We start from the raw sequence: 14535 nt of genomic DNA on the forward strand, positions 1-14535 counted from the left end.
GTTCTCGGTCATGACAGGACGGCTTTCTGCGGGGGCCTGGGGGCCGGGGCCGGGTGGGCGAGCGCCGCCGCGTAGACGTTCAGCAGCCGGGCGGCGCTGCGGGTGACGCAGTAGTGGCGGGCCGCCCCGGCGGCAACGCGCGGACCGGGCCCGGCGGCGCGCACCCCGGCGAGCGCGCGGGCGTACGCGCCGGGATCGCACGGGACCCGTACCGCCTCCGGGGCGGCCTCGGGCGGCAGGTCCTCCAGGGCCGGGCAGGAGGTGTAGCGCACCGGCAGCCCGGCCGCGAGCGCCTCCACCACCGCCAGCCCGAACGCCTCCTCGGGGGAGGGGGCGGCGAGCACGTCCATCGCCGAGGCCAGCGCGGGCAGCCCGGGCCCCGGCGAGCCGTCGGGCAGATACGGCCGCTCCCCGGCGAACACCACCCGGTCCGCGACGCCGGCCCGGTGCGCGGCCCGCCGCAGCGCGCCCTCCTGCGGGCCGCCGCCGACCAGCAGCAGCCGGCAGTCGGCGGGCAGCCCGGCCAGGGCGTGCACCAGGACGTCGAAGCGCTTGCCGGGGACGAGCCGGCCGATGCCGCCGATCACGAACGCGTCCTCGCCCAGGCCCAGTTCGGCGCGGGCGCGGCGGCGGGCCGCCGGGTCGAAGGCGAACCGGGCGAGGTCGACGCCGTTGGGCACGACCGTGATGCGCGGCTCGGGCACGCCCCAGCGGGCCAGCCGGGCGGCGACCGCCGGGGAGACCGCGACGGTGGTCCGGCCCAGCCGCTCGCCCAGCAGATACAGCGCGCGGACCCCCGCCGTGAGCGGCCGGCCCTCCGTCTGGGTGTCCCCGAGCGAGTGCTCGGTGGCGACGACGGCGCGCACCCCGGCCAGCCGGGCGGCGATCCGGCCGTACAGGCAGGCCCGGTACAGATGGGTGTGCACCACGTCGTACCGGCCGCGCCGGATGAGCCCGGTCAGCCGCGGCAGCGCGCCCAGGTCGCGGTTGCCGGTCATGCCGAGGTGGATCACCCGCACCCCGTCGGCCGCGAGCCCGTCGGCCACCGGCCCCGGGTCGGTCAGCGTCACCACCTCGCACTCGACGGGCAGGTGCCGCAGCAGCAGCCGCAGTTGCAGTTCGGCGCCGCCCACCTTCAGCCCGGTGATGATGTGCAGGACCCTCACCTGAGTCCCTCCACCGGCCGTCGGCGCCACCGGTGCAACCGGCGCTTCAGGAACAGGCGTACGGCGGTGTCGTCCTGCCCGATGTGCACCCGCGGCAGGGCGTGCCGGCCGGTCAGCTCACCGGGGTCGACGGCGCACGCGTAGGCGTACCCGGCCTCCCGCACGGCCGCCACCGCGCGCCGGTCGACCATGCCGTACGGGTAGCAGAACCCACCCACCGGAGCGCCCGTCAACTCCTCCAGCACGGCCCGGCTCTCGACCGTCTCGGCCTTCAGCAGGGTGTCGTCGGCCCGAGTGAGATCGACGTGGGTGAGGCCGTGCGAGCCGATCTCCACGCCCTCGGCGGCGGCCCGCCGGATGCCGTCGGCGGTCAGCAGCGGCTTGCGCGGGCCCAGCGGATCCCAGGCGTTGTCGCCGCCGAGCCGGCCGGGCAGCACGAACAGCGTGGCCGTGCACTGCCAACGGGCCAGCACCGGCAGGGCGCTTGCGACGAAGTCGGCGTACCCGTCGTCGAAGGTGAGGCCCACCAGGTCACGCCCCTCGCCCCGGTCCCGGGCGGCCAGCAACTCGGCCACCGACACCCCGCGCAGCCCGCGCCGGACCAGCCAGCGCAACTGCCGCTCCAGCCGGGCGGGGGAGACGGTGACGCGGTACGGGTCGTCGGAGCGGTCGCCGACCGAGTGGTACATGGCGATCCACGGGGCCGGGCCGGGCGCCGGGGACTCAGCGGGTGGTGAGGGCATGGGCGAGCCTTTGCGGGAGGGAGCGGACGGGACGGAGGGCGGGGGCCAGGGCGCGGGCGCCCGGGGCGCCGCCGAGCAGCAGGAAGACGACGGTCACCGTGGCCGCGCCGGCGGCGAACCCGGCCGGGGCGGCCGACGGCACCCCCGCCGCCAGGGCGCCCGCCACGGTGGCAGCGCCGGCCGCCACCAGGGGACGGGCCAGCCCGCGCAGCACGGCCCCGGCCCGCAGCGGCACCCCGCGGCGGGCGGTGCCCGCGAGCAGCAGCGCGGCGGTCAGGGTGATCCCGGCGGCGTTGGCGGCGGCGATCCCGACGGCACCCCGGGAACCGGCCGTGCACGCGCCGATCCCGCAGGTCGCGGCGATCCCCGCGGCCATCGCGGCCACCGGGTACCAGGTGGCGCGGCCCGCCGAGAAGTACGAGCGGACCAGGACCCCGGTCAGGGTCTGGGCGAGCAGCCCGAGCGCGTAGACGCGCATGACACCGGCGGTCGCCGCGGTGTCCTCGGCGGTGAACGCGCCCCGCTGGAACAGCAGCCCGATCAGCTGCGGGGCGCAGGCCACGACGGCGGCCGTGCCGAACAGCACCAGGCGGGCGGCCACCGCCACGTCCCGCTCGACCCGGCCCCGGGCCCGCTCGGTGTCGCCGTCGGCCAGCGCCCGCGCCACCACCGGGAAGGTGACCGTGGACAGCATCATGGACAGCGTCATCGGGATCTGCGCGACCTTCTGCGCGTAGTTCAGGTGGGAGATGGCTCCGGCGGGCAGCCCGGAGGCCAGGAACCGCTCGATGAGCACCTGCGACTGCCGGCACAGCGCGAACAGCAGCACGGCGGCCAGCAACGGCACGTCAAGCGGGGGCACATGGGCGGCGGGCCGGGGCTCCGTACGACCGCCCCTGCCGCGCCGCAACTCGGCGACCAGCGCCGGGAGTTGTATCGCCACCATCAGACAGCCGCCCGCAGCGACCCCGAACGCGGCCGACCGTACGCCCCACCGGCCGCCGAACGCGTACATCACCGTGATGATCGCGACGTTGTGGACGATGTAGATGGCGGCCGGCGCCAGGAAGCGGCGGTGCGCCCGCAGTACCGCGCTGCAGTAGCCGGCGAGGCCGAAGCTCAGCACGCAACTCGCCGTCAGCCGGGTGCAGTCCACGGCCAGGGCCGGGTCGGGCAGGCCCGGCGCGAGCACCGCGACGAACCAGGGCGCGGCCAGCGCGAGCAGCACACCGGCCGCCGCGAACGCGAGCATGAGGCGGGGCAGGGTGCCGGCCACCAGCGAGCGCACCGGGTCCCCGGCGGCACCCCGCGCCCGGCGGGCCAGGGCCGCGCTGAACGCCGGGATCAGCGCGAAGGCCAGCCCGTCCTCGATGAGCAGCGTGGCCGCGAACTCCGGCACGGTCCAGGCGACCAGAAAGGCGTCCGTGTCCCGCCCGGCCCCGAACAACCGCGCCAGCGACTGGTCCCGCACCAGCCCGAGCAGCGCCGCCGCGACGGACAGACACGCGGTGAGGAGCGCGGCCCGCGCCAGCAGACGGGAGGTGGGAGGAGCGGATTCCAGGGGACGGCTCCCGGGAGGGCGGAGCGGGACGGGAGCGGGGGGTGCGGCTGCCACGGCGGACGGGCCGGGGCCGGTCCCCGGTTTCGAAGCCGTGGGTGCGGCTGTCACGACGGACCGGCGGCCGGTGCCGGTCTGCGGTGCCGAAGTCGTGGGTGTGGCGGCCACGGTCGACGTGCCGGTGTCGGTCTGCGGTCCCTCGGGGCCGTCGGTCGTAGCGCTCATCGCGTGGCCGCCTCTCCCCGTACCGCCTCACGCGCGGGCGGGGCGGTGCGGGGAGCCGGCGGGTCGGGGTGGTCGGCGGGCGGCAGGGCCCACCACGCGGCCAGGCCGAGGGACACCGCCGTCAGCACGGTCGACGGGCCGCCGATGTCGGCGTAGGCGAAGTCCACTAGCTGCCAGACCAGCAGCCCGCAGGCGACCAGCGCGCAGTCCAGGCCCCGGCCGCGGGCCGCGCGGGTCCGGTACAGCCCGCGCAGGGCGCACACCAGCAGGGCCAGCCAGCCGCCCGCCAGGCACAGCAGCCCGGTCAGCCCCTGTTCGCCGAGGACCAGCAGGTACATGTTGTGCGGGGACAGCAGCGGCTGCCGGCGGAAGGCGGCGCCCGCGCCCTCGGTGTCGCTGCCCGAGGACAGCGCGAGCGAGGCGTGCGCGTCGCGGTACTCGGGGAACGCCTTCAGGCCGACGCCGGTCAGCGGCCGGTCCCGCCACATGCCGAGGGCCGCCGCCCACATCGCGTACCGGTCGGTGACCGACTGGTCCGGCGCGTCGGCGACCCGCGTGATGCTGTCGATCCGCTCCCGGAGCATCGTCGTCCCCACCCCCACGCCGCCCACCAGCACCACCCCCGCCGCCAGCACGGCCGCCGCGACCCGCACCGCCCGGCGCACCCCGGCCAGCAGCAGCTGGACGGTGAGGGTGACGGCGGTGGCGATCCAGGCACCCCGGCTGAAGGACAGGGCGAGCGGCACCGGCAGCAGCAGCGCGCACGTGACGGCCACGGCCCGCTCCCGCGGCCCGGTACGGCCCAGCGCCAGCCCCACCGCGCACACCAGCCCGAAGGACACCACCGTGGCCATGCCCATCACGTCCGCCACCCCGAAGGTGCCGACCGCCCGGACGTCCCGGCCCTGGTAGGAGGCCCCGGTCCGGGTGACGTACTGGTGCGTGCCGACCGCCCCCTGCCAGAGCGCGAGCGCCACGAACGACCAGGCCAGCAGCCGGAAGTCGGCCCGGTCGCGGAGCAGGAGCACGACGGCGGCCGGGACCAGGACGAAGACCTGGAGGTAGCGGCCCAGGCCGGTGACCCCGGCGTCGGCCGGGACCGCGTGCAGCGCGGCCGGCACCAGCCCGATCACCGGCAGGCCGAGGATCACCGCGGCGGCCGGGGTCAGCGGACGGCGGCGCGCCCGCAGCAGCCGCACCGCGCACGCGACGACGACCAGCGCGGACAGCGCGTCGGCGGGACCCGCGCCGGCGTCCGCGCCGGGCGCGACCGGCAGCGCGAGCAGCGCCACCACGGCCACCACCGGCAGCACCGGCAGCAGCGGGCGCAGCCGGGTGAGGCGGCCGGGCGGCGGGGCGAGGGCCATCGGTCAGCTCCCCGTGGACCGCACGACCGCGGCGGCGGTGCGCAGCAGGATGCGGATGTCCTGCCACAGCGACCAGTTGTCGATGTAGGCGTTGTCGAAGCGGGCCCGGTCCTCGATGGAGGTGTCCCCGCGCAACCCGTTGACCTGGGCGAGCCCGGTGATGCCGGCCCGCATGCGGTGCCGGGCCGCGTAGCCCGGGTGCATCCGGCTGAACCGCGCGACGAAGTAAGGGCGTTCGGGGCGCGGCCCGACCAGGCTCATGTCGCCCCGGAAGACGTTCCACAGCTGGAGCAGCTCGTCCATCGAGGTCCGCCGCAGCAGCCGGCAGAAGGGGCTCATCCGCTGGTCGCCGGCCACGCTCCACCGGGTGGCCGCCTCCTGCTCGTCGGCCGGGCGGTGGGTGCGGAACTTCAGCATGGTGAAGGGGCGGCCGTCCTTGCCGACCCGCTCCTGCCGGAACACCACACCGGGTCCGCCGGTGAGCCGCAGCACCGTGGCGCACACCAGCAGCACCGGCCCGGCCAGCACCAGCAGCGTCCCGGACACCACGACGTCCAGCAGCCGTTTGCCGGCGGCGCCGCGTCGCGGGCCCGGGTCCAGGCAGCGCACCGCGAACCCGGCGAGCTGGTCGCGCGTCTCGTACGCCGGGGAGTCCGCGTCCGCCTCCCACAGCGTGCACCCCGATGCGGCGAGCGCCCGCAGCAGCGGCGCCTTGGCGGTGCGTACGGCCGGGTGGACGGTGAGCACGACCCGCACCCGGTTCTGGACGAGCGCCCGCTCCACCTCCTCGCCGGTGGTGAGGACCGGCAGCCCGGCGGCGCCCTCCGGATGGTCGGCGACCACGCCCACCGGCCTTACCCCGCAGCGCGGGTGGCGCAGCAGCGCGGCGGCCACCCGCTGCGCGGTCGCGGCGGGCCCGACCACCAGGGCGGTACGCGGCTGCCGCAGCAGCGCGGCCCGGCGCCGCCACTGCACCGCGCCCCGGCCCGCCCCGGCCGCCGCCGCGTGCAGCGCCCAGCCGAGCAGCAGGGTCCGGGCGGACAGGGCGCGCGCGGGATCGTACGCGGCGAGCAGCGCGGCCAGACCCAGCCAGGCCACCGCGGTCCGCCCGCACAGGGCGGGGAGTTCGTCGAGCACGCCGGGCGTGCCGGGCCCCGGCCGGGCGGAGCGCGGGCGCAGCAGCAGCGTGCCGGCGACCAGCACGGCGACCGGCACCGGCCCGCCCGCGGCCTCCTCCAGGACGACCGCGCCCGCCAGCGCGGCGAGCAGGTCGGCGGCGAACAACGGCAGCGGCGAGCCGGACGACGTGGGCGGGCGCCGCGACGGGAACCGGAGGCCGCCGCCGGGGCGCGCCGGCCGGACCGGGCCGTGCGGGACCTCGGACGCCCACGGCTGCGTGCCGGCCGAGGCGACGCTGGTTTCCGTGGTCACGGGCGCCCGGCCCCCCTGCCCTGCCCGGGCACGACCCGCCCTGTGCCGCCGCGCCCGGGGGGCGTGAGCCGGGGCGGCGCGCTGTCCTGCGGGGGGCCGGGAAGGCGCGGTGCGCTGTCCTGCGTGGAATGGGGATGGCGCGGTGCGCTGTCCTGTGCGGGGTGGGGATGGCGCGGTGCGCTGTCCTGCGCGGGGTGGGGATGGCGCGGTGCGCGGTGTTCGGCGGGCGTGAGGAGTTCGTCGTAGACGGTCGTGATCCGCGCGGCGGTGAGCCGTACGTCGTGCCGGGAGACGACGTGCCGGTGCCCCTGCTCGCCGAGCGCCGCGCGCAGGGGCGGGTCGGTCAGCAGGCCGGTGATCGCCCGGGCCAGCGCCACGGCATCCTCCGGTGGCACCAGGCAGCGCGCGGCGAGCGCGGGTGGCAGGCTCTCCCGGGCGCCGGCGACATCGGTGAGGACGACCGGCCGTGCGCAGCCCAGCGCCTCCAGCGGGGCGAGCGCCATGCCCTCCCAACGCGAGGGCAGCACGACCAGGTCGGCGGCCCGGTACCAGGGCACGACGTCGGCGACGGCACCGGCGAACTCCACCGAGGGGTGCGCCCGCAGCCGCAGCGCCTCGCGGTCCGGGCCGTCGCCGACCAGCGCGAGCCGGGCCCGGGGCAGCGCGCCGAGGACGGTGGGCCAGGCGCGCAGCAGCACGTCCTGGCCCTTCTGCCGGCACAGGCGGCCCACGCAGACGACGAGCGGCCGGTCCGTCTCGTGGCCGGCACCTTGCGGTGAGGGCACGGCGGGGCCCGGCGCGAAGCGGGTGGTGTCGACGCCGTTCGGGACGACCGTGTACGCGGCGCGTACCCCGGCGCGCAGTCCGGCCGCCCGCTCCGCCGCGCTCACGCACACCACCCGGTCGGCCCAGCGCGCCCCCCACCGCTCCCAGCACCGGGCGAGCGCCCCGGTGAGACCGCCGGCCGCCTCGAAGGACCAGGCGTGCGGCTGGTACACCGTCGGCACGCGCCCGCGCACGGCGAGCCGCGCGGCCAGCCCGGCCTTGGCACTGTGCGCGTGCACCAGAGCGGGCCGCACCTCCTCGACCAGGCGCACCACGCGCCGTACCTCGCCCGGCAGCTCGGGCCCCGGGGACCGGCGCGCGGGCCAGTCGCGGACCTCGGCGCCCAGCTCCCGCAGGCCCTCGGCGAGGGCGCCGCGGGGACAGCCGACCGCGACCGGCAGGCCCGCCGCGAGCTGGGCCCGTACCAGGTCGAGCACGACCCGGGCGACACCCCCGTCGACGGGTTGCGCGAGGTGCAGGACCCGGGGCCGGAGGGCGGGGACTGACTGGTGCATGCGCGGGGTACCTCGCTCACGGGGCGCTCGGGACTGCGGTCGTGAACGCGCCTTCGGTCCGGGGCGTCCACGGCGGCGCGGAGCGCGCGGGCCCACGCCGCGTCCGCGTGGCCAACGAGCCGGGAGCCCGGTGGGTCACCGCCCGCGCCGGTGAGCCGGGCCCGGATCCCACGGATCGCCGATGGTGCCGAGCACGTGGGCGTAGGCGTGCCTGCGCCGGCACCGGTAGGGCACCCGGTGCGCCGAGCGTGGGTCCGCTACGCCGTGCGGGGGAGCGGCCGGGCCCGGGGCGCCCGCCGGCCGCGGTGGCGCCGCTGCCGCCACGTGACCCCGCACCACCCGGACATCACCCCTTTGGCGGCACAACTCCCGGAGGCGCCCGGCGTTGACACAACGCCGGGTATCCGCCCGGATGTTGTGTCGATCCCAAGGAGCACCTCTCCATGTCGCGTATCGCGAAGGGTCTGGTCCTGACCTCCGCCGCCGCCGCGGCCGTCGCCGGGGGCGCCGGTGTGGCTTCCGCCAGTGCCGGCGCGGGCGGCGCCGCCGTCAACTCGCCGGGCGTCATCTCGGGCAACACCATCCAGATCCCGCTGCACGTGCCGATCAACCTGTGCGGCAACACCATTGACATCATCGGTCTGCTGAACCCGGCCTTCGGCAACAGCTGCGTCAACCACTGACGCCGGGCACGCACCCTCCCCCTTCGGCCGGCCGTCCGTTCCGCGCTCGTGGCACGGAACGGGCGGCCGGTTCGCGCTCCCTCGTACGGATCACGCGCGGCGGACGAGCGGTTGCGAGGCGCCATCGGTGATCAGACGGTGGGCTCAGGCCCCACCGTCCACCGAAAGGAAACCCCATGCGTGTTCTGCCCGCCCGGCGTCTCGCGTCCACCGTCCTCTGCGCGTCCGTGCTGGCCGGCATCACCGGCCCGGTGGCGCTCGCCGCCGACGCGGCCGGGGAGCACGGGCGTACCGCGTCCCGGGCGTCCGTCCCGGCGGCTCAGAAGGAGAGGCTGCTCGCCCAGGTCAGGGCCCTGGGCCGGACCCATCCCGAGCTAGGCCCGGTCACCGACCTGCTCAGCCGGTCGCTGGAGGCGGGCAGACTGCCCGCCGACGAGGCGAGAAGGCTGGGCGAGGCGGCGAAGGAGGCGGTCACCAGGGCCACCGCGGCCCGGCCGGCCACGGCGGCGAAGCCCGCGACTCCCGCCGCCGCGACTCCGGCTTCCCCCGCCGCCCAGGCGCCCGCCGCACTCCCGGCCGCCCCGGTGACCGCACGGCACGCCCACGTCGGTGCGCCCGTGGCCCGTGACATCCTCGACGACGTGCTCGGCTCGCTGGCGACCGCGATCGAGAACCTGGTGCAGGCCATCACCGGCGAAGCGGCCTCCGCTCAGACGGCCACCGACCAGGTGGCCACCACGGACGAGGCGGCCACCGCCGACGCCTCCGACCCGCAGCTGCCGGCCCTCGACGGCCTGCTGTCCGGCCTGCTCGACCTGCTGACGGGCCTGTTCGGCGGCGGTACGAAGCTCGCCGTGACCGAGTTGCCCACGCCGGCCGGTACGACCGCGGCCACGCCGGCCTCCGTACCCGGCCCGGCCCCGGCCGGCTGACGCGGTGCCCCCGCGGTTCCCGGGGGATCTCATATGTCTTCTCCGCGCGGGGTTTCCGGCCCGTGCGGAAATCGTTGAGCAGGGCGTCCGTATTTCCTGGGTGACGTGAGTTGCCAAGAAAGGAACACGATGAAGTCCCTCAAGGCCGCCGCCGTTGTCGCCGGTTCCGTGGCCCTCGCCGGCGTCACCGCACCCGCGTTCGCCTACGACGCCCAGCACCTGCCGCCCATGAGCCTCAACGGCGGTCTCGCCCAGCTGACGGAGCACCCGCCCGGCGTGAAGGACCTGATGCCGCTCCAGCACCAGTCGGACGCGCTCGACACCGAGAACAAGGACTCCGTGCTGAGCAGCGTCAAGGGCGCCACCACGACGCTCAACCAGCGGGGGCTGCTCGGCGGTCTGCCCCTGCGCTGACGCCCGCTCCCGGCCCGCCCCGGCACGTCCGGGACCACGTCGCCCGATCGTGTGGCGAGGTCCCGGACGCTGCTCCGGACGGGTGAGAGACCACCAGGCCGCGCCACCGCCCGTCGATATGGTCGCGCGATGACCTCAGCATCAAGCGAAACCCGCCCCTTCCGCGCCGCCGACCTCGGCACGCTCGCGCTGCTCGCCTGGATGGCCAGGAACGAGGAGGGCAACGGCCATACCCCTTGTCTGCTCGCCTGCTCCCTGGGCGACGGCCCCGACGGCCCGCAGGCCGCGTCCGCCGCCGTCGCCCGGCTCCTCAAGGACATGGACCTGCCCGTGGGCGGCCAGCCCGTGATCGGTATGGCCCGGCCGGGCCTGAAGGTCTCCATGCTGGTCATCGCCGGGCAAATCGTGCTGCAGATGCCGCAGATCAGCCGACAGGCCACCCCGCCGGCGGACTGGCTCAAGGCGGTCGGGGAACTCGGTTACGCCTACTTCATGTTCACCACCCGGATCTGCCCGTCGGCCGGTCCCCGCCGCTCGGTGGAGGGACCGGAGCTGGCGGCGTTCGCCGGCTCCCCGGAGACCACGGACGCCGCCGCGCACGTCTACCTGCCCGTCCGCGGCCTGCGTACCTGACATCCCGGCCCACGGGCCCGGCAGCCCGGCCGGAATTCTCCTACCGACCGCTGGTGGGACTTCTGGACGAGCTGACTATTACGGCACCCGGGGGAATTGTGAAATGCGGGCCATTTCCGCTCGTTACGCGGTACGGACGTCGAACCCCCGCATTCCGAAAGGGCCCGTACCTGTGATGAAACCGATCACCCTCACCCGAGGCACCCTCGCCGCCGTCGTCACGGGCCTCGCGGCCACCGTGGGAGCCGCAGGCCCCGCCGCCGCGGCCGGTACGGTTCCCGTCCCCGTGCCCCTGGGCGGTGTGTCCCAGGCGCTGGACATGGAGGTGCCCAGGCTGCGCGCCGAGGTGCCGCTGGTCAAGCCCGGCGCCCCCGAGGGGCCTCGCTACGTCACCGGCCGGCTGCTGCCCGACCGGACCCTGCCCCAGCTGCCGGTGAGCGGCGGGCTGCCCGGTCTGGAGGGCAGGGCTCCGCTGCCGCGCCTCCTGGGCGACGACTTCGACCACCTCGACGTGGACGCGCCCGCCGGTGACGTACGGGCCCTCGCCCCCGGCCTGGCCCTGGACGCCCCGCTGACCGCTCCGGACGCGGACCACTTCGGCCTCCCGTCCACCAAGCTTCCCCAGGCCGGTGTCCTCGCGCCGGTCCTGCGCACCGTCGCCGGCGGCAACCTGGCCACGGGCCCGGGCCGCTGACCAGGCCCCACACGCCCTCGCCGGTACCTCCGGCTCGTACGCCTCCTGTGGCTCGTAAGCCTCCTGTGGCTCGTATGGCTCTACGGCGGTGACCCCGTGCGCCCTCGGCCGGTTAGCCGGTACGGACATCTGCACCCGGACGAGGAGCGAGCATGGTCGTCGGTGTCGGCGAAGTGGCGGTCGGGCCCCATCAGGAGGCCGGGGTTCATCAGGGGGCCGGGGCTCATCGGGACGCCGGGGCCGGACGTTCCCGCAGGGAGGTGGCGCGGGGGCTGCTGGCCTCCGCCGCCGCACTGGCGCTGACCCCGGTCGTCGCCGCCTCCCGGCCCGTGCACCCGGCCGGGGCTTCCGACGACGGCGTCTTCGACGAGACCTACCGGGGCCGCCGTATCCAGGGCGTCCTGGTGCCCGCGGCGGGGCGGCAGACGGCGGGCACCACATGGCGGATCACCGTGGACGGGCGTCCGCTGCACCTGATGCGCCGGGCCGACGGCTCCTGGCTGAGCATGGTCGACCACTACACGTCGTACCGGACGCCGTTGGAGGCGACCCGGGCGGCCGTGGACGAGATGGGGCCCGGGCGGCGGCTGCGCGAACCGACGTCGGCCGGGACCGCCGCCGGCCACCCTGACGGCCACGCGCACACGGGGGGTCGGCATGGCGTACGTGCGTAAGAACGTAGCCGCGCTCACCGCGGGGGAGCGGCGCCGGTTCGTGAACGCGCTGCTCGCGCTCAAAAAGCGCGGTGAGTACGACGAGTTCGTGCGGATGCACATCGACTACTACAGCGCCGACGGCGAGGCGGGCCTGCGCAGCGCCCACATGGCGCCGTCCTTCCTGCCGTGGCACCGCAGGTTCCTGCTGGAGCTGGAGCGGGCCCTGCGCCGGGTCGACTCCTCGGTGACGGTGCCGTACTGGGACTGGACCCGGGACCGTACGACGACGTCCGTGCCGTGGACGAAGGACCTGCTCGGAGGGAACGGGCGGCGCTCCGACCGGCAGGTGACGACCGGGCCGTTCGCCTACGCGGCGGGCCACTGGACCATCAAAGAGGGCGTCACCGACGGCAGGTTCCTCACCCGGGACCTGGGCCGTTCGGCCGCGCCCATCCAACTGCCCACCCGTGGCGAGTTGCAGTGGGCGCTGGACGACCCCCTCTACGACGCCTGGCCGTGGGACTCCACCGTCCGCAAGGGTTTCCGCAACAAGCTGGAGGGGTGGGGGAGCGGCAGCGGCAGCGCCTCCTGGCGCAACCACAACCGGGTGCACCGCTGGGTCGGCGGCGTCATGCTCGGCGGCGCGTCCGTCAACGACCCGGTGTTCTGGCTGCACCACGCCTTCCTGGACCTCCAGTGGTACCGCTGGCAGCGGGCCCACCGCGGCCGGCGCTATCTGCCGGCCGAGCCGCCCCGTGCCGGTGACGCTCAGCACGGCCGGGTCGTGGCCCGGCACCAGAAGCTGCCGCCGTGGGACGAGACACCGGACCAGTTGGAGGACATGAGCCGCATCTACCGGTACGTGTGAGCGGGGCTGCCGGGGGCACGTGAGGAGGTGTGTGGTGCGCGCGTGAGCGGGTGCGCTGGGCGCGCGTGAGCAGGTGTGTGGTGGGTACGGCAAGGCCCCGGCGCTCGGAGTGCCGGGGCTCTTGTCTGCGGGGTGCCGGTGGCTCAGTGGCCGTAGCCGTCGTTGCCGTGGCTGCTGTTGCCGGGCTTGCCGGGCTTGGTGGGACCGGGCTTGCCGGGCTTGCCGGGCTTGACCTCGTCGCCGACGTTGGCGCAGGCGTTGCCGAAGGCCGGGTTCAGCAGGGCGACGATGTCGATGGTGTTGCCGCACACGTTGATCGGGATGCCGATCGGCACCTGGAGCAGGTTGCCGGAAATCACGCCCGGGCTGTTGACGGCCGCGCCGTGGGCGTCCGCCTCGGCCATGGCCAGCCCGGACCCGCTGACCACCACGGCGCCGGCGCCGAGGGCGACAGCGGTCGCCTTCGCGATGCGAGACATCACGTTCTCCTTTGTTGCTTGTGGCTGGGGAAGCGCGCGGCGGCCAGCCAGCCGCCGCACTCCCCGTTCAACGGCGCCGTGCGGGGCGGGTCACGCCGATCGGCCGGGGATCACCCTTTCAACGGCAGGGGGCCTTGGCGACCCGTGCGGACACCGGAATGGCGGCTGGGCTGTTCGTGTGACGGCAGCCCGGCACCGTGTTGACCCGTCGCGGCGGGTTTCAGGGCAGCCGTCGCAGCGGGGCTCAAGGCAGCCGTCACAGCCGGTTTCAGGGCAGCCGTCGTATCGGGGAGCCCGCGAGGTAGGCCTGGATGTTCTCCACGGCCTGGCCGTAGTACGTCGTGTAGTTGGCCTGGGACACGTAGCCGAGGTGGGGTGTGGCCAGGAGGCGGGGCGCGGTGCGCATCGGGTGGTCGGTGGGCAGCGGCTCGATGTCGAAGACATCGACGCCGGCGCCGGCGATCCGGCCCTCGTGCAGCGCGGCCAGCAGCGCGTCCTGGTCGACGATGGCCGCGCGGGAGGTGTTGACCAGATAGGCGGTCGGCTTCATCAGGGCGAGTTCGGCGGCGCCGACGAGGCCGCGGGTGCGGTCGCCGAGGGCCAGGTGAACGGAGACGAAGTCGCTGCCGGCGAGCAGTTCCTCCTTGGAGCCGGCCAGTTCCGCGCCCACCTCCGCGGCCCGCTCCTTGGTGAGGTTCTGGCTCCAGGCGCAGACCCGCATCCCGAAGGCGAGGCCGACCCGTGCCACGCGGCTGCCGATCCTGCCCAGCCCGAGCAGTCCCAGCCGGCGGCCGTGCAGATCGGCGCCGACGGTGGACTGCCAGGGGCCGCCCGCGCGCAGGGCGTTGTTCTCCTGGACGATGCCCCGGGCGAGGCCGAGCAGCAGCGCCCAGGTCAGCTCGACCGGCGGGGTGCCCGAACTCTCCGTGCCGCACACGGTGACGCCGTGCGCCTCGGCGGCGGCGTAGTCGATGACGCTGTTGCGCATCCCTGAGGCTATGAGCAGTTTCAGCCGGGGGAGGCGGGAGATCAGGGAGCCGGGGAAGGGGACGCGTTCGCGCAGGGTGACGACGATGTCGTAGTCGGCGAGGGCCGCGGCGAGGGCGTCCTCGTCGGGGAGGTGCTCGCGCAGGGCGACGACCTCCACCCGGTCCCCGAGCACCGACCAGTCGGCGACCTCGGTGGCCACCCCCTGAAAGTCGTCCAGCACCACACAACGAAGCCGCACGGCGTGTCCTCCCCTCTCCTGTGAGCGACTCTACCCACCCGTGAACTCATCGTTCCGGGCGAGGCATTCGGTTCCACGCTCGGGTACTGGCGACAACAGCGTTGTGGCGGAGGGTTGT

General features: G+C 75.7%; 15 protein-coding genes. 7 read left to right on the top strand and 8 right to left on the bottom strand.

What is annotated here, in order from left to right:
- Positions 1-8 precede the first annotated feature (8 nt).
- The 6 genes from Srubr_RS36635 to Srubr_RS36660 are packed head-to-tail and all read right to left on the bottom strand — an operon-like array spanning position 9 to position 7830.
- Complete coding sequence (locus Srubr_RS36635) at positions 9-1166, bottom strand: glycosyltransferase (protein WP_189995549.1); 1158 nt, start codon at positions 1164-1166, stop codon at positions 9-11.
- Entirely contained in the window at positions 1163-1909 is a 747-nt protein-coding gene (locus Srubr_RS36640) for a polysaccharide deacetylase family protein (RefSeq protein WP_229926688.1), read from the bottom strand. The genes Srubr_RS36635 and Srubr_RS36640 overlap by 4 nt, the downstream gene beginning before the upstream one ends.
- On the bottom strand, positions 1890-3692 hold the full coding sequence (locus Srubr_RS36645) for a lipid II flippase MurJ (RefSeq protein WP_229926687.1): 1803 nt from the start codon (positions 3690-3692) through the stop codon (positions 1890-1892). The genes Srubr_RS36640 and Srubr_RS36645 overlap by 20 nt, the downstream gene beginning before the upstream one ends.
- Positions 3689-5059, bottom strand: coding sequence for an O-antigen ligase family protein (locus Srubr_RS36650; RefSeq protein WP_189995547.1), 1371 nt, complete (start codon positions 5057-5059; stop codon positions 3689-3691). The genes Srubr_RS36645 and Srubr_RS36650 overlap by 4 nt, the downstream gene beginning before the upstream one ends.
- A gap of 3 nt (positions 5060-5062) precedes the next feature.
- Entirely contained in the window at positions 5063-6490 is a 1428-nt protein-coding gene (locus Srubr_RS36655) for a sugar transferase (protein ID WP_189995545.1), read from the bottom strand.
- Positions 6487-7830, bottom strand: a complete 1344-nt coding sequence (locus tag Srubr_RS36660) for a glycosyltransferase (protein ID WP_189995542.1) — start codon at positions 7828-7830, stop codon at positions 6487-6489. Before Srubr_RS36660 ends, Srubr_RS36655 begins: the two co-directional genes overlap by 4 nt.
- A 443-nt stretch (positions 7831-8273) precedes the next feature.
- Here Srubr_RS36660 and Srubr_RS36665 point away from each other — a divergent pair, with 443 nt between their 5' ends.
- From Srubr_RS36665 to Srubr_RS36695, 7 genes are all read left to right on the top strand, one after another.
- Complete coding sequence (locus Srubr_RS36665; protein ID WP_189995540.1) at positions 8274-8513, top strand: chaplin; 240 nt, start codon at positions 8274-8276, stop codon at positions 8511-8513.
- 176 nt (positions 8514-8689) lie between these two features.
- Complete coding sequence (locus tag Srubr_RS36670) at positions 8690-9445, top strand: hypothetical protein (protein WP_189995538.1); 756 nt, start codon at positions 8690-8692, stop codon at positions 9443-9445.
- A gap of 129 nt (positions 9446-9574) precedes the next feature.
- Positions 9575-9859 (top strand): hypothetical protein, encoded by a 285-nt coding sequence (locus Srubr_RS36675; protein WP_189995536.1) that lies wholly within the window; start codon positions 9575-9577, stop codon positions 9857-9859.
- Positions 9860-9988: 129 nt separating this feature from the next.
- Positions 9989-10492, top strand: coding sequence for a DUF5949 family protein (locus Srubr_RS36680; RefSeq protein ID WP_189995534.1), 504 nt, complete (start codon positions 9989-9991; stop codon positions 10490-10492).
- Between the two features lie 175 nt (positions 10493-10667).
- Positions 10668-11186, top strand: a complete 519-nt coding sequence (locus tag Srubr_RS36685; protein ID WP_189995532.1) for a hypothetical protein — start codon at positions 10668-10670, stop codon at positions 11184-11186.
- Between the two features lie 152 nt (positions 11187-11338).
- Complete coding sequence (locus Srubr_RS36690) at positions 11339-11860, top strand: tyrosinase family oxidase copper chaperone (protein WP_189995529.1); 522 nt, start codon at positions 11339-11341, stop codon at positions 11858-11860.
- Positions 11844-12710 (top strand): tyrosinase family protein, encoded by an 867-nt coding sequence (locus tag Srubr_RS36695; RefSeq protein WP_189995527.1) that lies wholly within the window; start codon positions 11844-11846, stop codon positions 12708-12710. Before Srubr_RS36690 ends, Srubr_RS36695 begins: the two co-directional genes overlap by 17 nt.
- 143 nt (positions 12711-12853) lie before the next feature.
- Here the strand turns inward: Srubr_RS36695 and Srubr_RS36700 are convergent, their stop codons facing one another.
- Together Srubr_RS36700 and Srubr_RS36705 are read right to left on the bottom strand one after the other, a co-directional pair.
- Positions 12854-13189: a chaplin gene (locus Srubr_RS36700; RefSeq protein WP_189995525.1), complete on the bottom strand. Its 336-nt coding sequence runs from the start codon at positions 13187-13189 to the stop codon at positions 12854-12856.
- A 268-nt stretch (positions 13190-13457) separates the two neighbouring features.
- Complete coding sequence (locus Srubr_RS36705; RefSeq protein WP_189995524.1) at positions 13458-14417, bottom strand: D-2-hydroxyacid dehydrogenase family protein; 960 nt, start codon at positions 14415-14417, stop codon at positions 13458-13460.
- Positions 14418-14535 lie beyond the last annotated feature (118 nt).

This window comes from Streptomyces rubradiris (genome assembly GCF_016860525.1).
Taxonomy (GTDB): domain Bacteria; phylum Actinomycetota; class Actinomycetes; order Streptomycetales; family Streptomycetaceae; genus Streptomyces; species Streptomyces rubradiris.